Annotated in this window: 21 protein-coding genes; 16 read left to right on the top strand and 5 right to left on the bottom strand. The window is 47.3% G+C overall.

Annotated elements, in window-relative coordinates; all coding sequences use genetic code 11:
* The 12 genes from BQ9856_RS13895 (at position 1) to BQ9856_RS13840 (ending at position 12,324) form a co-directional block, all read left to right on the top strand.
* Positions 1–2,217, top strand: a complete 2,217-nt coding sequence (locus tag BQ9856_RS13895; protein WP_077611564.1) for an alpha-galactosidase — start codon at positions 1–3, stop codon at positions 2,215–2,217.
* Between the two features lie 191 nt (positions 2,218–2,408).
* Positions 2,409–2,792 (top strand): ArsR/SmtB family transcription factor, encoded by a 384-nt coding sequence (locus BQ9856_RS13890; protein WP_077611563.1) that lies wholly within the window; start codon positions 2,409–2,411, stop codon positions 2,790–2,792.
* Between the two features lie 42 nt (positions 2,793–2,834).
* On the top strand, positions 2,835–3,059 hold the full coding sequence (locus BQ9856_RS13885) for a cation transporter (RefSeq protein WP_077611562.1): 225 nt from the start codon (positions 2,835–2,837) through the stop codon (positions 3,057–3,059).
* 16 nt (positions 3,060–3,075) lie between these two features.
* A complete protein-coding gene (locus BQ9856_RS13880) occupies positions 3,076–4,944 on the top strand; it encodes a heavy metal translocating P-type ATPase (RefSeq protein ID WP_077611561.1) in 1,869 nt (622 codons plus the stop codon).
* A 144-nt stretch (positions 4,945–5,088) separates the two neighbouring features.
* Positions 5,089–6,426, top strand: coding sequence for a type I glutamate--ammonia ligase (glnA, locus tag BQ9856_RS13875; RefSeq protein ID WP_077611560.1), 1,338 nt, complete (start codon positions 5,089–5,091; stop codon positions 6,424–6,426).
* Positions 6,427–6,477: 51 nt separating this feature from the next.
* Entirely contained in the window at positions 6,478–7,017 is a 540-nt protein-coding gene (locus BQ9856_RS13870) for an ANTAR domain-containing response regulator (protein ID WP_442855590.1), read from the top strand.
* A gap of 15 nt (positions 7,018–7,032) precedes the next feature.
* On the top strand, positions 7,033–7,851 hold the full coding sequence (gene dapF, locus BQ9856_RS13865) for a diaminopimelate epimerase (RefSeq protein ID WP_077611558.1): 819 nt from the start codon (positions 7,033–7,035) through the stop codon (positions 7,849–7,851).
* A 12-nt stretch (positions 7,852–7,863) separates the two neighbouring features.
* Positions 7,864–9,093 carry an LL-diaminopimelate aminotransferase gene (locus BQ9856_RS13860; RefSeq protein WP_077611557.1) on the top strand — a complete coding sequence of 410 codons (1,230 nt, stop codon included), beginning with the start codon at positions 7,864–7,866 and terminating at the stop codon, positions 9,091–9,093.
* A 200-nt stretch (positions 9,094–9,293) separates the two neighbouring features.
* Entirely contained in the window at positions 9,294–9,749 is a 456-nt protein-coding gene (locus BQ9856_RS13855; protein WP_077611556.1) for an Lrp/AsnC family transcriptional regulator, read from the top strand.
* 80 nt (positions 9,750–9,829) lie between these two features.
* A complete protein-coding gene (locus BQ9856_RS13850) occupies positions 9,830–10,612 on the top strand; it encodes an N-acetylmuramoyl-L-alanine amidase (RefSeq protein ID WP_077611555.1) in 783 nt (260 codons plus the stop codon).
* Between the two features lie 131 nt (positions 10,613–10,743).
* Positions 10,744–11,388, top strand: coding sequence for an HAD family hydrolase (locus BQ9856_RS13845; protein ID WP_077611554.1), 645 nt, complete (start codon positions 10,744–10,746; stop codon positions 11,386–11,388).
* A gap of 33 nt (positions 11,389–11,421) precedes the next feature.
* The gene (locus BQ9856_RS13840; RefSeq protein ID WP_077611553.1) at positions 11,422–12,324 is read left to right on the top strand and encodes a DUF368 domain-containing protein; all 903 of its coding nucleotides are present in this window, start codon (positions 11,422–11,424) and stop codon (positions 12,322–12,324) included.
* A 119-nt stretch (positions 12,325–12,443) separates the two neighbouring features.
* Here the strand turns inward: BQ9856_RS13840 and BQ9856_RS13835 are convergent, their stop codons facing one another.
* Together BQ9856_RS13835 and BQ9856_RS13830 are read right to left on the bottom strand one after the other, a co-directional pair.
* Complete coding sequence (locus tag BQ9856_RS13835) at positions 12,444–13,706, bottom strand: peptidoglycan-binding protein (RefSeq protein ID WP_442855531.1); 1,263 nt, start codon at positions 13,704–13,706, stop codon at positions 12,444–12,446.
* Between the two features lie 105 nt (positions 13,707–13,811).
* Complete coding sequence (locus tag BQ9856_RS13830) at positions 13,812–14,009, bottom strand: hypothetical protein (protein ID WP_077611552.1); 198 nt, start codon at positions 14,007–14,009, stop codon at positions 13,812–13,814.
* 259 nt (positions 14,010–14,268) lie between these two features.
* On the opposite strand from BQ9856_RS13830, the gene BQ9856_RS13825 reads away from it, so the two are divergent.
* From BQ9856_RS13825 to BQ9856_RS13815, 3 genes are all read left to right on the top strand, one after another.
* Entirely contained in the window at positions 14,269–15,342 is a 1,074-nt protein-coding gene (locus BQ9856_RS13825; RefSeq protein WP_077611551.1) for a carbamoyl phosphate synthase small subunit, read from the top strand.
* The gene (gene carB / locus BQ9856_RS13820) at positions 15,342–18,545 is read left to right on the top strand and encodes a carbamoyl-phosphate synthase large subunit (protein WP_077611550.1); all 3,204 of its coding nucleotides are present in this window, start codon (positions 15,342–15,344) and stop codon (positions 18,543–18,545) included. The genes BQ9856_RS13825 and carB overlap by 1 nt, the downstream gene beginning before the upstream one ends.
* Before the next feature lie 69 nt (positions 18,546–18,614).
* Positions 18,615–18,923, top strand: a complete 309-nt coding sequence (locus BQ9856_RS13815) for a DUF3837 family protein (protein ID WP_077611549.1) — start codon at positions 18,615–18,617, stop codon at positions 18,921–18,923.
* Between the two features lie 57 nt (positions 18,924–18,980).
* Here the strand turns inward: BQ9856_RS13815 and BQ9856_RS13810 are convergent, their stop codons facing one another.
* Genes BQ9856_RS13810 through BQ9856_RS13800 form a run of 3 tightly spaced genes read right to left on the bottom strand, consistent with a single transcriptional unit; the run spans position 18,981 to position 20,070 of the window.
* Complete coding sequence (locus tag BQ9856_RS13810; RefSeq protein ID WP_077611548.1) at positions 18,981–19,598, bottom strand: manganese catalase family protein; 618 nt, start codon at positions 19,596–19,598, stop codon at positions 18,981–18,983.
* Entirely contained in the window at positions 19,598–19,894 is a 297-nt protein-coding gene (locus BQ9856_RS13805) for a spore coat protein CotJB (protein WP_077611547.1), read from the bottom strand. The genes BQ9856_RS13810 and BQ9856_RS13805 overlap by 1 nt, the downstream gene beginning before the upstream one ends.
* Positions 19,894–20,070 (bottom strand): spore coat associated protein CotJA, encoded by a 177-nt coding sequence (locus BQ9856_RS13800; protein WP_077611546.1) that lies wholly within the window; start codon positions 20,068–20,070, stop codon positions 19,894–19,896. Before BQ9856_RS13800 ends, BQ9856_RS13805 begins: the two co-directional genes overlap by 1 nt.
* 198 nt (positions 20,071–20,268) lie before the next feature.
* Between BQ9856_RS13800 and BQ9856_RS13795 the strand changes: the two genes are divergently transcribed.
* Positions 20,269–21,195 (top strand): NYN domain-containing protein, encoded by a 927-nt coding sequence (locus tag BQ9856_RS13795; RefSeq protein ID WP_077611545.1) that lies wholly within the window; start codon positions 20,269–20,271, stop codon positions 21,193–21,195.
* The last annotated feature ends 38 nt before the right edge of the window (positions 21,196–21,233 follow it).

Below are 21,233 nucleotides of genomic sequence, written 5' to 3'. Positions count from 1 at the left end.
ATGGGAATTCTGTTTCTGGAGGAGTCAAGAGAATTTTGCCTTTACAATAAGGAAATCAGCTATATTTTTCAAATTCTGAAGAATGGCCAGCTTGGCCAGCTTTATTATGGGAAACACCTGCATAACCGCAGCTATGCACATTTATTGGAGCTTGGCAGGCGGGATATGGCAAACTGCAGCTTTGAAGGAGATTCTGCTTTCTCATTGGAGCACATCAAGCAGGAATATCCGTCTTACGGCTCCGGCGATGTGCGTTACCCTGCATACGAAATTCTACAAAAGAACGGCAGCCGTGTAACAATGTTTCAGTATACTGGTCACAGGATCTATCCGGGAAAGCCGAAGTTGAAGGGGCTTCCGGCAACTTATGTGGAAGATGACCGGGAAGCAGCTACATTGGAAATAACGCTGGAAGACAGGCTGATTCAAACGAAATTGATTTTAAACTACACAATTTATGAGGATTGGCCGGTGATCACAAGAAATGCCCGTTTTGAATGTGATCTGGAAGAGGGCATTATTCTGACAAATGCCCAGAGCTTATGTCTGGATCTTCCGGACAGTGATTATGATATGCTTGACCTTACCGGCGCGTGGGGCAGGGAACGGAATGTGAAAATCCATCCTCTGCATCAGGGAATTCAGGGAGTATACAGCATGCGCGGCCACAGCAGTCATCAGTACAATCCGTTTTTGGTTTTAAAACGAAGGAATGCGGATGAACAAAGCGGAGAAGTTATAGGTGCCAGTTTTGTATATAGCGGTAATTTTCAGGCACAGATTGAAGTGGATCCTTATGACACAGCCCGTATTCTGCTGGGAATTCATCCGAATGGTTTTGCATGGAGGCTGAAAAAAGGGGAATCCTTCCAGTCGCCGGAAGCTGTATTGGTATATTCAGACCGCGGCTTAAACTATATGAGCCAGACTTTTCACAGGCTATACCGCACACGCCTGGCAAGGGGCGAATGGCGCGATAAGGAACGGCCGATTCTCGTAAATAATTGGGAAGCCACCTATATGAAGTTTAATGAAGAAAAGATCCTTTCAATTGCCGGAACAGCGAAAAAACTCGGTATTGAGCTGTTTGTACTGGATGATGGGTGGTTTGGCAAACGCAATGATGATACAACTTCCCTTGGAGATTGGTATCCCAATCTGGAAAAACTTCCGAATGGGATCACCGGTCTTGCGAAAAAGATAACGGACTTAGGATTAAAATTCGGTTTGTGGTTTGAGCCCGAGATGATCAGCAAAGACAGCTGCTTATACCGGGTCCATCCGGACTGGATGCTGGGAACGCCAAACCGCAGGATCTGCCACAGCCGCAATCAATATGTATTGGACTTTACCAGACAGGAAGTAATAAAGTACATCGGTGATGTCATGGAAGATATTTTGGATAAAGCACCGGTTTCTTATGTGAAGTGGGATATGAACCGCGGACTGTCCGACGTTTATTCTGCCGGAAACGATGCAGGATATCAGAGCGAAATACAGCACCGTTATATACTTGGAGTTTATCAGCTGTATGAACGCCTGACCACCCGTTTTCCCCACGTTCTGTTTGAATCCTGTGCAAGCGGGGGAGCCCGGTTCGATCCGGGGATGCTCTATTACGCACCGCAGTGCTGGACCTCAGACGATACGGATGCGGTCGAACGGTTAAAGATACAGTACGGTACCTCCATGGTTTATCCGCTGGACTGCATGGGAAGTCATGTGTCCGCAGTGCCGAACCACCAGACAATGAGAAATATTTCGCTCAAGACCCGCGCAGATGTTGCTTATTTTGGAACCTTTGGCTATGAGCTTGACTTAAATAAGCTGACTGCAGAAGAACAGGAAGAAATTAAGACACAGATTGTATTTATGAAACGTTTCCGTTCCTTGATCCATGAAGGTGACTTTTACCGCCTGTTAAGCCCGTTTGAAGGAACGGAAACATCATGGATGGCCGTTTCCCCCGATCAGAAAAAAGCTTTGGTCGGCTATTACCGGGAAAAACAGCCTGTTAATATTGGATACCGCCGCTTGAAATTATCCGGACTTGGGGAAAATATTGAGTATCGGATTTCTGACCGGAGTACCACCCATTATGGTGATGAACTGATGCAAACCGGTTTAACGATTTCAGATACTCCGACTGGGATCTACACACCGGATATTGATCAGGGTGATTATCAATCGCGCTTATTTTTGCTGACGGCAATTTAAAATCCATTGGTAAAAAAGAGAATTAAGAAAAGAAGAGGATCAGGAAAAAACCACCGGTTGGTGGTTTTTTTCTGTCCTCACCTCCGGCGGCCATTAGATATTAAAAATGCTCTTGACAATTTTTGCATAAGTGATAATATAAACATATGAACAGATATTCATATAATAATATTAGACTAAGGAGGTGCACAATGGATCCAGGCAGCAAAAAAAATATACCGGACTGTGAATTCGACCAATGTGATTTTATCTGTGTCCATGAAAGCATTGTGAATCAGGTGCTGAAGGCCATGCCCCGGGAGCAGGAGCTTTTCGACCTGGCGGATTTTTTCAAAGTGTTTGGTGATGCTACCAGAGTAAAAATCCTTTATGTGCTCAGCCAGTCGGAGATGTGTGTGTGTGATATCGCAAGTCTGCTTCAGATGGGGCAGTCAGCCATTTCCCATCAGCTTCGGGTGTTGAAGCAGATGCGTCTGGTGAAGTTCCGCAGGGAGGGAAAAACCGTATTCTATTCACTGGCGGACGGCCACATCGAGACCATTCTGGCTCAGGGAATGGAGCATATCAACGAGTGATTGAAACGGTAATAAATCGAATAAAAAAGGAGAGAATAGAAGATGAAAAAGATTATCAAGTTAGAAGGCTTATGCTGTGCCAACTGTGCGGCCAAAATTGAAGAAGAGGTAAAGAAACTGGATGGCGTAGGAAGTGCATCCTTAAGCTTCATGACCCAGAGGCTGACCATGGAAATACAGGAAAACAAGATGGATGAAATCGTAGAAGCTGCCCGGAAAGTGGCATACAAGATCGAGCCGGAAGCAGAATTCAAGGTGCTTCGGTAAGGTCAGGGGAGCCGCTATGACGAAGAAACAGAAAAAGATGGTATTCAGGCTTGTGGCAAGCGCCGTATTTTTTATAGCAGGAATGCTCGTGGAAGGAAGGGTCTCCTGGTACTGGATCCCCTTTGCGGTTTCCTATCTGGCAGCAGGGTATGATATCCCCATAAGAGCAGTTCGGAACATCCGCTACGGACAGTTATTTGATGAGAATTTTCTGATGTCGCTGGCAACATTCGGCGCAATCGGCTGCGGAGCTTTGGAAGAGGCAGTCGGGGTTATGCTGTTTTATCAGATCGGTGAACTCTTTAACGATTATGCCGTAAACAAATCAAGAAAATCCATTACGGATCTTATGGATATCAATCCGGAATATGCCAATTTACTGCAGGAAGGGAAAGAAGAGAGAGTAGACCCTTATGAAGTTAAAGTAGGAGATACGATCGTAATCAAACCGGGAGAAAAGGTACCGCTTGACGGCGTGGTCCTAAAGGGGGCCGGAAGCCTTGATGCCAAAGCCCTGACCGGAGAATCCATGCCGGTGGAGGTTAAGGAGAACGATGCTGTTATCAGTGGTTCCATCAACTTAAACGGCGTCCTGGAGGTTAAAGTAACAAAGCTGTTTGATGATTCCACTGTGGCGAAGATTCTGGAGCTTGTGGAAAACGCAAGTTCAAGAAAGGCAAAGGCAGAGAATTTCATTACCAGATTCGCAAGAGTTTACACGCCGGTCGTTGTAATCCTGGCGGTGTTTCTGGCAGTGATTCCGCCCCTTTTATCCGGGGGCGGATGGGGGATATGGATTTACCGTGCCTGCAGTTTTCTGGTCGTTTCCTGCCCCTGTGCATTGGTGATTTCCGTGCCGCTAAGCTTCTTTGGAGGGCTTGGGGCGGCTTCCAGGCAGGGGATCCTCATGAAGGGAAGCAATTATCTGGAAGCAGTATCTTCTCTGGAAACGGTTGTTTTTGATAAAACCGGCACCCTGACCACCGGCAAGTTCAAGGTCACAGGCGTGGAACCTTTAAAAGGAACGAAAGAGGAGCTTTTAAAGCTGGCGGCATACGGAGAATTCCATTCTAACCATCCCATTGCTTTGTCCGTAAAGGAAGCTTTCGGAAAACCCGTGAATGAGGCTCTCATTGGCCAGGTGGAAGAAATCGCAGGATACGGCATCCGGGCCTGGGTGGAAGCGGATGAGAAAAAACGTGAGCTGTTCATCGGCAATGCAAGACTCATGGAACAGCAGGGGATTGCGGTTTCCGGAAAGGGTCCTGCAGCCGGAACAACGCTTTATGTGGCGGATGGGACAGATTATCTGGGCTCCATTACCATTTCTGATACCGTTCGGGAAGATGTTCCGGCAGCATTAAAGGGATTAAAAGCGGCTGGGATTAAAAAGCTGGTGATGCTGACCGGCGATAAGCCGGAAGTTGGCCGGGCAGTCGGCCAAAAGCTGGGGCTTGATGAAGTCCACGGCGGGCTGCTGCCCGGCGATAAAGTGGGAAAGGTAGAAGAACTGCTGGCAGGGAAGCAGGAAGGATCAACGCTTGCTTTTGTCGGTGACGGTATTAACGATGCTCCGGTCCTTGCCCGTGCCGATGTGGGCATTGCCATGGGAGGAATTGGTTCTGACGCAGCGGTGGAAGCAGCCGATGTGGTCATCATGACAGACGAACCGTCAAAGCTGGTAGATGCCATTGTAATAGCCAGAAAAACCATTGGCATCGTGAAGCAGAACATCATTTTCGCCATAGGCGTAAAAGTCCTGGTGCTTTTTTTATCAGCGGTTGGATTGGCAACCATGTGGGCAGCCGTATTTGGTGATGTAGGGGTATCGGTGCTTGCCATTCTCAATGCGATCCGGGCTTTAAAGTATCAGAGCTGCAAATAAAACACATTGACAAATTTTTTCCAAGCTGTTATATTTTACACATATGACGGGGTGGTGCGAAGATGGTCCATTGTTGTGAGACTGTGTTTGCATACCCCTTTTTTGAAATTGCTTTCGATAGGAATGAGAAAGGAAGACAGGATTATGAGCAAGTTTAGCAAAGAAGACATATTCCGTATTGTAGAGGAAGAGGATGTGGAATTCATCCGGCTTCAGTTTACTGATATTTTCGGTATGCTGAAAAATGTTGCCATTACAAAAAACATGCTTGGCAAGGCGCTTGAGAACCGCTGCATGTTTGACGGCTCTGCCATTGAAGGCTTTGTAAGAATCGAAGAGTCCGATATGTATCTCTATCCGGATCTTGATACCTTTGAGATTTTCCCATGGCGTCCCCAGCAGGGAAAGGTCGCCCGGCTGATGTGCGATGTATACTGTCCGGATAAGACGCCTTTTGAGGGCGACCCCAGATTCGTGTTAAAAAAAGTACTAAAGAAGGCCCGGGATATGGGATTCGTGTTTCATGCCGGCCCGGAATGTGAATTTTTCCTTTTCCATACGGATGAGGAGGGGCGTCCCACTACGGATACCCATGAGATGGCAAGCTATTTTGATGTGGCTCCCATTGACCAGGCAGAGAATGTACGCCGCGATATGGTTCTGACTTTAGAGGAAATGGGATTCATGATCGAAGCTTCCCATCATGAGCTGTCACCGGGACAGCATGAGATCGATTTCCAATATGCAGAAGGCATGGTGACCGCGGATAACATCATGACCTTTAAAATGGCGGTAAAAGCCATTGCCAAGCGGCACGGCCTTCACGCCACCTTTATGCCGAAGCCAAAGGCAGGGGTAAACGGTTCCGGAATGCACATTAATATGTCTCTGTCGGATCAAAACGGCAAAAACATGTTTGAGGACACGGCAGATGAGCTGGGCTTAAGCAAGGCCGCTTACCAGTTCATGGCTGGGATCCTTCATCATATGAAAGGGATGACCATACTCACCAATCCCCTGGTCAATTCCTACAAGCGCCTGGTGCCGGGATATGATGCTCCGGTCTACATTGCATGGTCTGCCAAGGCCAACAGAAGCCCCCTGATCCGGATCCCATCCTCCAGAGGGTCAAGTACACGGATCGAGCTTCGCTGCCCGGACTCTGCCGTTAACCCGTATCTGGCTCTGGCGGCCTGTCTGGCAGCCGGGCTTGACGGGATCGAAAAGGAAATGGTCCATCCGGAAAGCGTTGACAGCAACATTTTTGCCATGCCGCCGGAAGTGATCCAGGAAAAGGGCATCGAGCAGCTGCCGGAGACACTGGGCGAGGCGATCGAGGCCTTCCGGAAAGACGAATTTATGAAAGAAGTACTGGGCGGGCATATCTACACCAAATACCTGGAAGCCAAAGAAGCCGAATGGCGTATGTTCCGGGCGCAGGTGACGGATTGGGAAGTAGAAGAATACTTAAATAAGTATTGATAATTACTGTTCCCTGATACGGTTATCTGGAGGTGAGAGTGTTTGACCAATGTGATAGTGGCATTTTCCAAGGCGGAGGATGCGAAAAATATTAAAAATATTCTTATGAAAAATGGCTTTACGGTGGCAGCGGTCTGCACCTCCGGCGCCCAGGCGGTCAACAGCGCAGATGAACTGGGCAGCGGAATCGTGGTCTGCGGATGCAGGTTTGCGGATATGGTGTATCAGGAAATTTATGAATGCCTTCCGGGCGGAATGAAAATGCTCCTTGTGGCTTCCCCAAGCCAGTGGAGCGGCAGGGCACCCGAGGATGTGGTATGCCTGGGTCTTCCTTTAAAAGTCCAGGATCTTGTAAGCACCCTGGAAATGATGACGGAGTCCCTGGCCCGAAGGCGGAAGAAATTAAAAAGCCAGCCAAAAGAACGGAGCAGGGAAGAACAGGATTTGATCAAACAGGCAAAAGAGCTTTTAATGGAAAGAAACCATATGTCCGAGGCGGAAGCGCACCGGTATATCCAGAAATGCAGCATGGACAGCGGGACAAATATGGTAGAAACTGCCCAGATGATCATGAGTCTGATCAATATATAGATATGGGGGAGAATTATGAAATTTACAAAGATGCAGGGCATTGGGAATGATTATGTCTATATCAATTGTTTTGAAGAAACCGTGGAAGATCCGGCTGAGCTTTCGAAAAAGGTCAGTGACCGCCACTTTGGAATCGGCTCCGACGGGCTGATCCTCATCTGTCCATCCGAAATTGCGGACTGTTGCATGCGGATGTTCAATGCCGACGGATCGGAAAGCCAGATGTGCGGAAACGGGATCCGCTGTGTGGGTAAATATGTCTACGACCGTCATTTGGTGGAGAAAACAGAGTTTGATGTTGAGACAAAGGCCGGGATCAAACACCTGAAAGTTGCTGAAGAGCATGGAAAGGCAGTTCGGATCACGGTTGACATGGGAGTGCCGGAGATCACCAGCCAGGTGCCGGAGCCCATCTGCATTGACGGGAGAGAATATGAATTCATCGGCATTTCCATGGGAAATCCCCATGCCATTTACTATATGGATCACATTGACAGCCTGGATCTGGAATCCATGGGACCTGCTTTTGAAAATCATGAGCGGTTTCCGGAGCGGACGAATTCCGAATTTATTGAGGTGGTGAACCGGAATTACATCCGCATGAGGGTATGGGAGAGAGGCAGCGGAGAAACCTGGGCCTGCGGGACCGGAGCCACTGCCAGCGCGGTTGCCTCTTCCTTAAGCGGCCGTACATTAGATACAGTAGAAGTGGAATTAAAGGGAGGCAATCTGGTCATACATTGGGACCGGGAGGGAAGCGGCCATGTGTTCATGACCGGACCGGCAGTAGAAGTGTTTGAGGGAGAATTTGAGATAAAAAATCTTGGAAAATAACAGGAGGAACCTATGGTTAAAATCAACGAAAATTATTTAAAGCTTCCGGGAAGCTATCTTTTTTCCACGATCGCAAAAAAAGTGAATGCCTACATCGAAGCAAATCCCGATAAAAAGGTGATCCGGCTCGGAATCGGCGATGTCACCCAGCCCATTGCGCCGGCGATCATCGAGGCCCTTCACGGGGCGGTGGATGAGATGGGGCATGCGGAGACCTTTCACGGCTACGCGCCGGACCTGGGCTATGGATTTTTAAGGGAGATCATTGCGGACGAGGATTATATTTCCAGAGGATGTGATATCTCTGCAGATGAGATTTTCGTTTCTGACGGGGCAAAGAGCGATTGCGGTAATATTCAGGAGATTTTTGATGAGAATTGCAGGATCGCAGTCTGTGATCCGGTTTATCCGGTCTATGTGGATTCCAATGTTATGGCCGGAAGAACAGGGGAATACGATGAAAAAACCGGAAAATGGAGCAATGTCATTTACATGCCCTGTACGGCTTTAAACAATTTTGTTCCGGAACTTCCGTCTGAGACGCCGGACCTGATTTATTTATGTGTTCCCAATAACCCTACCGGTACGACACTTACTAGAGAGCAGCTAAAGGTGTGGGTGGACTATGCCAATGAAAATGGTGCTGTCATCCTTTACGATGCCGCCTATGAGGCATATATTGCCCAGGATGACGTGCCCCACTCCATCTTTGAAATCAAAGGAGCAAAAGACTGTGCCATCGAATTCCGTTCCTTTTCCAAAAACGCCGGCTTTACCGGGGTGCGTTTAGGCTTTACGGTCATTCCTAAGACCCTTAAAAGGGGCGGCGTGGCGCTCCATGCCCTGTGGGCAAGACGTCATGGAACGAAATTTAACGGAGCTCCTTATATTATACAGAAGGCAGGCACTGCTGTTTATTCTCCGGAGGGAAAGTCCCAGTTAAAGGAACAGGTGGCTTATTACATGAGAAATGCGAAAGTCATCTACGACGGATTAAAGGAAGCAGGCTGCCAGGTTTACGGCGGTGTCAACGCGCCATATATCTGGTTAAAGGTTCCGGAAGGAATGACTTCCTGGGAATTCTTTGACCGCCTCCTTGAGGAAGCCAGTGTGGTGGGAACTCCTGGAAGCGGATTTGGGCCGAGCGGGGAAGGATACTTCCGTTTGACGGCATTCGGAACTTATGAAAATACAGTTGAAGCGATAGAACGGATGAAAAAAATGCCGTCCTTAAGAAAATAAACGTTGACAAGTATTTGAGAATTGGTTATGATTATTTTAATGGAAGAATCATAAGATTGCAGCTTAAATTGTAAGAACAAAAGCGTTCAGTACCTTGGCGGTGCTGGCGCTTTTTTTACTTACGCGGGCAGCGAACCAAACGGACACTGTCGCGATAACCGGAGAAACCAGCGTGTTTCTTCCGGTTTAAGGAGGAAAATATGGACGATATTGATAAGAAAATAGTGCAGACACTGCAAAAGAATGCCAGGGCATCCTTAAAGAACATAGCAGAAAATACCTTTCTGTCTTCGCCTGCTGTTTCCTCCAGGATCGAGAAGCTGGAGCGGGAGAAGATCATCACCGGATATCATGCCTCTGTGGACCCGATGAAGCTGGGATACCACATCATTGCCTTTGTGAATCTGGATGTTTCTCCGGTGGACAAAATTCAGTTTTATGCCTATATGGAAGCCATCCCCAACGTACTTGAGTGCAACTGTGTCACAGGAGATTACTCCATGCTGATCAAAGTGGCCTTCCAGAGTACCATGGAGCTGGACATTTTTATCGGACAGCTTCAGAAATATGGGAAGACCAGCACTCAGATCGTATTTTCTACCCCGGTGGGGCCGAGAGGTGTGGATGTAATGGCGGAATTGGGAGAAAAAGAATAAATCCGGTACGAAAAAGTGGTACCGGGAGAGCTGCTTTTACATACGTTATATAATAGAAGCATGTGAAAGGAGTTTTTCTTTTGGCTGAGAGAAAAATCGTAGTAATAGATGCCGGCCACGGCGGTACGGACCCTGGTGCAACCTATAACGGACGGCAGGAAAAGGATGATAACTTAAGGCTTACGTTAGCTGTAGGGAAAATCCTTGCAGACAACGGAGTGGATGTCAGGTATACCAGAACTGACGATACGTACAATACACCGCTTGAAAAGGCAATGATGGCCAATGATGCGGAAGCAGATTTTCTCGTTTCCATACACCGCAATGCAATGCCGGTTCCTGGCACCGGCTCCGGAATAGAAACCCTTTTATTTGAAGAAAAAGGTGATCCGGCAATGCTTGCGAAAAACATAGGGGAACGTTTAAGTAAGGTCGGATTTACCAATTTAGGCGCAATGGAACGCCCAGGTCTGGTGGTTCTCAGGCGGACAAAGATTCCGACGGTTCTGGTGGAGGCAGGTTTTATTGATAATGAGTCGGATAATTACCTGTTTGATCAGAATTTTCAGGCTATCGCCCAGGCCGTTGCCGAGGGCATTCTAAATACGTTACTGAAGCAGGAAGAGACACGGCCGGAATATTACCAGCTGCAGACAGGGGCATACCGGGTCCGCGCACTGGCTGAGGATCAGGTCAATCTTTTAAAATCCCAGGGATCCCCGGCATTTGTTGTTTTTGAAGATGGATTATATAAAGTTCGGGTTGGAGCATTCCGCAATATCGATAGTGCGGTGAGTATGGAGCAGGCTCTCAGACGGTATGGGTATAATACGTTTATGGTAAAAAGGCCGGCTGTATTTTGAAATTTTTGGGCCGCCGGGACGCAGGCTTTGAAAGAAAAGCCACGCCCTTGCGGCTTTCTTGATTTCATACTTGACAAAATGGATTTCCGTATCGTAATGTCTTAATCAGAAAAGAACAAAGGAGATAAAAGATGATAAAGGCAGTTATTTTTGATATGGATGGAGTCATTATTGACAGTGAAGGTGTTTATCTGCAATACCAACTGGAATTTGCCAGGAAGAAAAACCCGGCTGTGAAAATAGAACAGCTGTTTCCTATGGTCGGAGCGACAAAAAAAGAGAGCTGGGAAGTGCTGCAAAAGGCGATAAACAATGGACAATCCTGGGAAGAACTGAGGGAAGAGTTCCGGCAGAGGGATATTTACGGTGAAATCGACTACCAAAAGCTTTTTCGACCGGAGGTAACGGAAACCCTTAAGCAGTTAAAGAAGGACGGATACCGGCTGGCACTGGCTTCCTCCACCCATTTAAAACTGGTGGAACGGGTTTTAGAGGAAAATGGAATCAGGCATTATTTTGAAGCAGTTGTCAGCGGCGAGCAGTTTAAGAGAAGCAAGCCGGACCCGGAAATCTATTTCTATACGGCGGAAAAGCTGAAGCTCTCTCCAAAGGAATGCCTGGCAGTGGAAGACTCCACCGTTGGGATCACGGCAGCCCACAGGGCAGGTATGAAAATCGCAGCGGTTATTGATGAACGGTACCAGTTCGACCAAAGCCTGGCGGATTATAAGCTTCTGCGGGTAAAAGATGTATTAGAAGCGGTTAAGAAGGCATAGGATGTGGTAATCATTGAATTCAGGAGGAATTGCTTGGAGTATTTCGGGGAGCTTTTAAAAGGCATGATCATTGGCGTGGCAAACATACTTCCGGGGATCAGCGGAGGAATGCTGGCTATTACCATGGGGGTATACGATAAGATCATTCATGCGGTAACGCAGCTTTTTCGGGAACCGGTGAAAAGCATACGGATTCTTCTTCCTTACGGGATCGGAGCTGCAGCAGGCATTATCTTTCTTTCCCTGGCCTTTGAGTATCTGTTTCATACATATCCGCTTCAGACCAGAATGGCATTTCTGGGGTTAATTGGCGGCGGGCTTCCATCCCTCTTTCAAAAGTCATTTTCAAAAGACAGGGGGGACTGGAAAAAGGGGATAATGACAGCCTGTCTTACCTGCGGAATCGTAATTATAATTACCTTTGCCGCTGAGATGTCGATCGCCTCCGGCCATAATGAGGAAAGCATGAATATGGCTTCCGGCGCTGCCTACCTTTCTTCCGGCCAGTACTGGGTGCCTGTCTTATTCCTGATCGGCCTCATCGCTGCGGCTACCATGATAGTTCCGGGAGTCAGCGGGTCCATGATCATGATGATGCTCGGATACTACGAGCCTATCCTGCAAACAAACAATGCCTGCATACGGGCCATTTCTTCTCTTGACTTTCCGGGTCTTTTTATAAACGGAATGGTACTGGTTCCGTATTTGGCCGGGCTTCTGGCCGGCGTATTTCTGTTTGCAAAAGTAATCGAGCGCCTTCTCACCCATTATGAACGCCAGATGTACCGGGTTATTATCGGTCTGGTATTTTCTTCTCCTTTTGTTATATTGTGGGATGTTTCATGGGAAAGTGTCAGATTGTACCAGATGTTGGGAGCAATTTCCCTGGCATTGCTGGGATATGTTTTAGCTGATATGCTGGGAGGAGAAGGATGAAGGGTATACCAGGCGGCAGTTTTGTAAAGTGAATCAGAGGCTTGCAGGAAACAAGAGACAGAGGGAGGGTGGCAGCCATTGGCCGGAACTCTCCCTCTGTCTCTTGTTTTTCCGGATTTTTAAGCATATTCTGCGATCCGGGTAATACCTACATAAATATGGGATATTCTATACCATGTAGCAAAGTCGATGATACCGGTCACCGGAAGTCCGAAGATGGTCTGAAACTGCCGGACTGCATCGGCAGTTGCCTGGCCGTAGATACCGTCGGCGGTGATACGGGGGATGGCCGTATAAACGGTGGCAATGGTATCAAGCTGGTCCTGAACCTGCTGGACTTTCTCTCCGCTGGCGCCTATGTTTAAGTTATAGCCGGGGAAGGAAGAGGGAACGCCGGCGACCTGCGGGGCGGTGTTGATATACATATCGCTCCCATAGAAGTGACGGAGTATTTCAATGGCAGAGTACCCCTGCTCTCCCAATGTGTTGCTTCCCCATTGTGTCATCCAGTTCGGGCACTGTACTCTGTTGCCGTCACAATATTGTGTCAGTATGGGCTGCCTGATACCCGGGCGTGATAAGTAGCTGTTAAAGATTTCATCCACGACCTGGGAAATACTTTCATAAATATTCCGTCCGTAAACCCATTTATGGTCAAATGCCGTGGAAGAGGTGATGGTAAAGTTGTACCCCTGGTTTCGGTACCATTCCGTATAAACCCGGTTCAGGGTAAAGCTCATGATCGCCAAAACGTTGGCAATGATGGTTTCCCGGGGCCAGGTTGCGTAAATTTCACTGGATGCTACGTTTTTAATATAGTCGGTGTAAGGAATGTAATAATTAGTGGCTGTCGGATCGGTCGGAACCCCGTCGTGGACGACAACCGTTTGCGGAACGACCACACGGCTTAGAACGATTTCTCCGGTTTCCGCAGTGGGTTTTATCTCGGCTTCCGCTATTTTGGGGGGATATTCTCCATAGAGGGTATGGTCAGGGATAACAATGGGAACTTCCGGAGATACTTCTTCCCTGACCGGAGTCATGCGTATGGGCTGGAGGGCAAGAGTATCAGCGAGGATTTGCGTACCGGAAACAGCTACGGGCTCAAAGCCCTGGGCACGGATCATAAGGGAATATTCCGAGTAAGGCTGAATAAGGCCCGGTGATAAGCTTAAGTCGATTGGAGGAGCAGATAAGCTGACCGTTTCTGTCTGGCCGGATGTGTCGGTGGTAAGCTGTTCTATGGTGCTTTCGGGATCTCCTGTATATGAGATGGAAACTTCAGCATCCCGGATGGGAAAATTGTTTTCTAAAGAAACTACGTTTACCTGAAGATTGCCGGCAGCAGTGGTCTCCTGCATGGCAGACATGTATTTTTTCATAAAACGCCCCTTATATCAATAATTACTAATAATATATTAAGGGGGATGGGGAATGATTACAAAAGCCCCCGCAGGACATAAAAAATTTAGCCTGCAGGGTACTTTTTAATAAAAGGATGTTTTGTTTTCCTGAAACATGGACTCTACGTAGTTTCGCATTTCATCCCGGCTTTCAATGTTTCTGGCACCGTCTGCGATTTTATTTCGCTGTTCTTCCGGCAGGCCGGCAAAGCGGCTTAAAATGTCCGAGTGCATCGCTAACTCAAAGGTAAAGCCAATGGGCAGTTCCCTGTTATCAATCATATTTATCACCTCAATCATAGTTTGTTCGGAACATTTCAAAAGTATACTACTGAAAAAAATACCAGGTGCATTTTGCATAATTATTCATAGTTATTGTACAAAATGTTTAAAAATGCGAAAAAACTGCATAAAATATAGTCAAATAAATCCGTAGAAAACAGTTGAAAAATGTCGCAGGATAATGTATAATCTATTCAATTTGGGCTGATATCAGTGAGCTCAAAAACCATAGCATTAAGAAAGGATTGGGACTTTGCGTATGAAAGCTTTTTTAATACTGGAAGACGGTACTGTGTTTACGGGAACAAGCATTGGTTCAACACGGGAAGTGATCAGCGAGATTGTATTCAATACTTCCATGACGGGTTATTTAGAAGTCCTTACCGACCCCTCCTACGCGGGACAAGCGGTTGTGATGACTTATCCGCTGATTGGTAATTACGGTATTTGTCATGAAGATATGGAATCATTAAAACCATGGCCGGATGGCTACATTGTCAGAGAATTATCTAGAATCCCCAGCAACTTTAGAAGCGAGGATACCATACAACATTTCTTAAAGGAAAACGACATTCCAGGTATCAGTGGTATCGATACGAGAGCCCTAACAAAAATCTTAAGAGAAAAAGGTACGATGAACGGCATGATCACAACCAATGAAGGTTATGATCCTGACGAGGCCATTGCGCGCATGAAAGCATATTCGGTGACCGGTGTTGTGAACGCAGCGACCTGCAGGGAAACATATGTCCTTCCAGGTGAAGGAAAAAAGGTCGCGCTGCTGGATCTGGGAGCCAAGAAGAACATTGCACGTTCCTTAAATGAGAGAGGATGCCAGGTAACCGTTTATCCGGCTTCCGCAAAAGCAGAAGAGATCCTCGCATCCGATCCGGATGGCATTATGCTGTCCAACGGTCCCGGCGACCCCAAGGAATGCACCGGGATCATTGCAGAGGTAAGAAAATTGTATGAATCCCGTGTCCCGATCTTTGCCATCTGTCTGGGACATCAGCTCATGGCGCTTGCTACCGGCGCGGATACCCATAAATTAAAATACGGGCACCGGGGCGGCAATCATCCGGTGAAGGATTTAGAAACCGGGCGGGTGTATATATCCTCTCAAAATCACGGTTATGTGGTTGACATGGATACCATTGACCCGGCTGTGGCAGTTCCAGCGTTCATCAATGTCAATGACGGGACCAATGAGGGGCTTAAATATACGGACAAAAATATCTTTACGGTACAGTACCATCCGGAAGCCTGTCCGGGACCACAGGATTCCAGCTACTTATTTGACCGGTTTTTAAATATGATGGAGGAAGGAAAATAATGCCGAAGAATCATGATATTAAAAAAGTGCTCGTTCTTGGCTCAGGCCCGATCATCATAGGCCAGGCAGCAGAATTCGATTATGCCGGGACACAGGCCTGCCGTTCCTTAAAGGAGGAAGGGATCCAGGTCGTTCTTTTAAACTCCAACCCGGCAACCATCATGACCGATAAAGACATTGCGGATAAGGTCTACATCGAGCCTCTGACCTTGGAAGTGGTGGAGCAGCTCATATTGAAAGAAAGGCCGGACAGCGTCCTTCCCACCCTTGGAGGCCAGGCAGGATTGAATCTCGCAATGGAGCTGGAGGATGCAGGATTCTTAAAAAAATATAACGTACGGTTGATCGGAACCACAGCCCTTACCATTAAAAAGGCGGAGGACCGGGAAATGTTCAAAGAGACCATGGAAAAGATCGGCGAACCGGTCGCTCCCTCCGATATCGTGGAAAATGTGGAAGACGGTCTTAAAACCGCTCAGGAAATCGGATATCCGGTGGTCCTCCGTCCAGCCTATACCCTGGGAGGTTCCGGCGGCGGCATTGCTGAGAATCCAGGCCAGTGCCGCGAAATTCTCGAAAATGGACTTCGCCTCTCCCGTGTGGGACAGGTTCTGGTGGAACGCTGCATCGCAGGCTGGAAAGAGATCGAATACGAGGTAATGCGCGACGGCGCAGGCAACGTCATCACCGTATGTAATATGGAAAACATCGATCCGGTCGGCGTTCATACCGGGGACAGCATCGTTGTGGCCCCTTCCCAGACTTTAGGGGATAAGGAATACCAGATGCTTCGTACATCAGCCCTTAAGATCATCAGCGAACTGGGGATCACCGGAGGCTGCAACGTACAGTATGCCCTTCACCCGGAAAGCTTTGAATACTGCGTTATCGAAGTGAACCCCCGGGTCAGCCGTTCCTCTGCCCTGGCGTCCAAAGCAACCGGCTATCCCATCGCCAAGGTTGCAGCCAAAATCGCATTGGGCTACACGCTGGACGAAATAAGGAACGCGGTTACGAAGAAAACTTATGCCAGCTTTGAACCCATGCTGGATTACTGTGTGGTTAAGATGCCGCGCCTTCCCTTTGATAAATTTTTAAGCGCAAAGAGAACCCTGGGTACCCAGATGAAAGCCACCGGTGAGGTCATGAGCATCTGCACCAATTTTGAAGGCGGACTAATGAAGGCGATCCGTTCCCTGGAGCAGCACGTGGACAGCCTGATGTCCTATGACTTTACAAAGCTTACGGACGGGGAACTGACAGAAACCCTGCATCTTGTGGATGACAGGAGGATCTGGGTCATTGCAGAGGCTTTAAGAAGAGGCTTTTCCTATGAAACCATTCATGATATCACAAAAATTGATGTATGGTTTATCGATAAGCTGGCAATTCTTGTGGAAATGGAAGAGGCCCTTAAGAAAGGGCCGCTTACCGCAGAGCTGTTAACGGAAGCGAAGAGGCTGGAGTTCCCTGATACGGTCATTTCCGGACTGACCGGGGTCTCTACGGAGGAAATCCGTCAGATGAGGAAGGAGAAGGGCATTGTGGCGGCATTTAAGATGGTGGATACCTGCGCTGCCGAGTTTGCGGCTGAGACTCCTTATTATTACTCCTGCTTTGGAAGTGAGAATGAAGCGGAACAGACTACGGGAAGAAAGAAGGTACTGGTTCTTGGTTCCGGTCCGATCCGCATCGGCCAGGGGATCGAGTTTGACTTCTGCTCGGTTCACAGCACATGGAGCTTCGGCAGGGAAGGCTATGAGACCATCATTGTCAACAACAATCCGGAGACGGTGAGCACGGATTTTGATATTGCGGATAAGCTGTATTTCGAACCTCTTACCCCGGAGGATGTGGAGAGCATTGTAGACATTGAAAAGCCGGATGGAGCGGTGGTACAGTTCGGCGGCCAGACAGCCATCAAGCTGACGGAAGCCCTCATGAAGATGGGAGTGCCGATTTTGGGCACGGCTGCTGAGGATGTAGATGCAGCGGAGGACCGGGAGCTGTTTGATAAGATATTGGAGGAATGCCGGATCCCAAGACCTGCCGGACAGACGGTATTTACGGCGGAAGAAGCCAAAGAGGCGGCGAACCGGCTGGGATATCCGGTTTTGGTAAGGCCATCCTACGTACTGGGCGGCCAGGGCATGCAGATCGCCATTTCCGACCAGGATATTGATGAGTTTATCGGGATCATCAACCAGATCGCCCAGGAGCATCCGATTCTTGTTGATAAATACATTGTCGGCAAGGAAATCGAGGTCGATGCGGTTTGTGACGGCGAAGACATTCTGATTCCAGGTATCATGGAGCATATTGAAAGAGCCGGTGTCCACTCCGGTGACAGCATTTCCGTTTATCCGGCCCAGAGCTTAAGTGAAAAAATAAAGGAAATTCTGGTAGAGTATACCGGAAGGCTGGCCAGGGCCCTTCATGTCAAGGGAATGATCAACATTCAGTTTATTGTAAACGGCGATGAGGTATATGTCATTGAGGTTAATCCCCGGTCCTCCCGTACCGTGCCTTACATCAGCAAGGTAACCGGAATTCCCATCGTGCCTTTGGCAACCCGGGTTATCTGCGGCCATTCCATTAAGGAATTAGGGTTTCAGCCGGGACTGCAGCCGGAAGCAGATTATATTGCTGTGAAAATGCCTGTATTCTCCTTTGAAAAAATCCGCGGCGCCGACGTAAGCCTCGGACCGGAGATGAAATCCACCGGGGAGTGTCTGGGCATTGCAGAGACATTCAATGAGGCGCTTTATAAAGCCTTTGCCGGAGCGGGCATCCGGCTGCCAAAGCATAAGAATATGATCATAACCGTGAAGGATTCGGATAAAGAGGAGATCATTGATATCGCCAGAAGATTTAAAGCTCAGGGATATAAAATATTCTCTACCTCCGGAACGGCCAGGGTGTTAAACGAAAATGGCATAAAGGCATTCCAGGTGCGCAAGCTGGAGCAGGAGTCTCCCAACTTATTAGACTTAATCCTCGGCCATGAAATCGATCTGATCATCGATACACCGCCCCAGGGAGCGGATAGAAGCAGGGATGGATTTGTGATCCGGAGAAATGCCATTGAGACCGGCGTAACCGTATTGACCTCATTGGATACCGCGGCTGCCCTGGTAACCAGCATGGAAAACAGGACAAAAGAGCTGACTCTGATCGATATTGCACAGGTTAAAAATATATAAGGAAGTTGGATCCGTACGTTCCTTTATGAATGAAATCATGCCAGGGAATGATGGAAACAAGGGGTTTTTATGGTATTTTACATTAATAAACAGGCGGTAGAAATAAAAACGAAATTTGAGAGCGCTCCTCTTACCTCACCAAATGAGGCGTGTGCCGCGATTGGAATGCTCTGTAAGATCTATGGTCTTGCGATTCCGCAAAAAAGGGAAATGGTAAGTGGGATGAAAGAAGATTTGCGCGCTGCAGTGAAAGCTCTGCCGGTGCCATCGGAATTTGCCGCAAAGATCATGTCTCTTCTCGATGGATATTACAAAGACGATCCGGTTACGGATGAGATTTACGAGCTGCTGGTCTACAGCTATAACCAGCAGAAATAGAATCATATAGGAAGAAAGGCTGGAGCTTTAAATATATTTAAGTTCCAGCCTTTCCTGTTACATTGGATTTTTTACAAACTGTTTGTCAAATTCCGGGTTATAATAATAGTAGTTCTTTGAATCTAAGTTGGATTTGATTTTTTCAAGAGCTTCACCAAACCGCTGGAAATGGACGACTTCCCTTTCACGAAGGAACTTTAATGGTTCTTTGACATCGGGGTCTGTTATGATGCGGATCAGGTTTTCATAGGTGGTTCTTGCCTTCTGTTCTGCTGCAAGGTCTTCGATCAAGTCCGTAATGGCATCTCCCTTAGACTGGAATTCGCAGGCATTAAACGGAACACCGGCTGCGGCAGCAGGCCAAAGTGCGGTGGTGTGGTCAATATAATATGCGTCAAAGCCGGCTGTTTTGGCCTGTTCCGGACTCAGATTTTTCGTAAGCTGGTAAATGATGGAACAAACGATTTCCAAATGCCCAAGCTCTTCGGTTCCAATATCTGTTAAAAGTCCTCCGACTTCCTTGCATGGCATGGTATATCTTTGGGAAAGATACCGCATAGATGCTGCCAGCTCTCCATCTGGTCCGCCGAACTGGCTGATGATCAAAGAAGCTGTTTTTGGACAGGTTTCTTTGATGTTAACAGGAAACTGCAGTCTTTTTTCATAAGTCCACATTATAAATTACCTCCTTCCCATGGCAGCGGGCCGTCAGACCATGTAAAATGTTTCTGTCCCGCATATTTTGTTTGGAATTCTGTTTTGTTGTTGGTATCAGGGCAGACACAGTCTATGGTAAGAGGTTCAAAGTTTTCCGCATAGGTTTTTAAAAACTGTTTCCTTTGTTCCATGGCCTGCTTAAAAGCTGTTAATGCATTTTCATCCAAAGGATGGGTGTCTAAATACAAGGTTAAATCATTAACAGTAAAGCTGATTTCCGTAATTTGCTTTAAAAGAGTTTTTCGGTCTGCCATTACTGTTCACCTCCTGTTACATAGAAAGGGAGATTAAGGCTTGGAAAGATTGTTCCGTGTTTTAAGCCTGTTTTCGCGTCATAGGGCTGCTCCCAGGGCTGAAAAGGAACGGTTGCGATGGCAAGTGCAGCAGCCTCAGCCGGAGCCGCATTGCTTCCTTTTGATGTTGAATTCATAATAACACTCCTTTCAATCATTGATTGATAGAACCTTCTTTCTTAGTATGGTTGAAAAAAATAAAAATACGTTGCTAAAATTCTCCCAGATTAACCACAGTGATAATATTGTAATAAATGGAAAAATGAAATATAATAGAAGGACAGGCAATCGTAATGACAGAAACTTGAAAACAAAAAAGACGGGAGAGCAGAGGATTGAGTGATAAGAAATTTGCAGTATTGATTGATTCGGATAATATTTCCGCAAAGTACATTACGTGTATTCTGGATGAAATGACCCGTTATGGCGTCATAACTTACAAAAGAATCTACGGAGACTGGACCAGTGCCCAGATGGGAAAATGGAAAATGGAGCTGTTAGAAAATTCCATCACTCCGATTCAGCAGTTTTCCAATACCGTAGGAAAGAATGCGACCGATTCCGCATTGATTATTGATGCGATGGACTTACTCTATACGGATAATGTGGATGGGTTCTGCATCGTGTCCAGCGACAGCGATTTCACACGTCTGGCCAGCAGGCTTCGGGAATCCGGAAAAGAAGTCATTGGTATGGGGGAGGATAAGACACCCAAATCCTTCCGTGCCGCCTGTACGGTATTCACAAATCTGGAGATTCTCCTTGACCAGGATGAGGAAGGCGCCGGAGGAGAAGCCATCGGAAGAGAGGTGATCGAACAGGATATCACTTCTATTATTTTAGAGAATGATGATAAGAACAAGGCCACCGGTCTTGGAGAGATCGGAAACCGTCTTGTTAAAAAATATTCGGATTTTGACGTGAGAAGTTATGGTTACAGCTCTTTGTCCAAGTTTTTGGAGGAAATGGACAGCTTTGAACTTAAAAAGTCCAATAATGTGGTAACAGTACGGATGAAGGATAACCGTACCAGAAAGCAGGAGCTGGATGATTATGCGGTAAAGCTGGTAAAGGGCAGCGGAAAGAATGGTATGGAGCTGGCTGCATTGGGAAATGGCATGCACCGGAAATTTACAAGTTTTAAGGTAAAGGATTATGGATACTCCACCTTTTCAAAATTTGTCCACAGCATCGGGCAATTGGAGGTTCGGGAGAATAAAAATAATAATAAAACCGTATATCTGAAAAAAGAAGAATCATAATAAACAGGTCAGGAAAAGGGAATGCCCGTTTCCTGACC

It is taken from the genome of Clostridium sp. Marseille-P2415 (assembly GCF_900155545.1).
Classification (GTDB): domain Bacteria; phylum Bacillota; class Clostridia; order Lachnospirales; family Lachnospiraceae; genus Lacrimispora.
The sequence above is the reverse complement of the archived record's forward strand: the minus strand, read 5'-3'. Positions and strand labels throughout refer to the sequence as shown.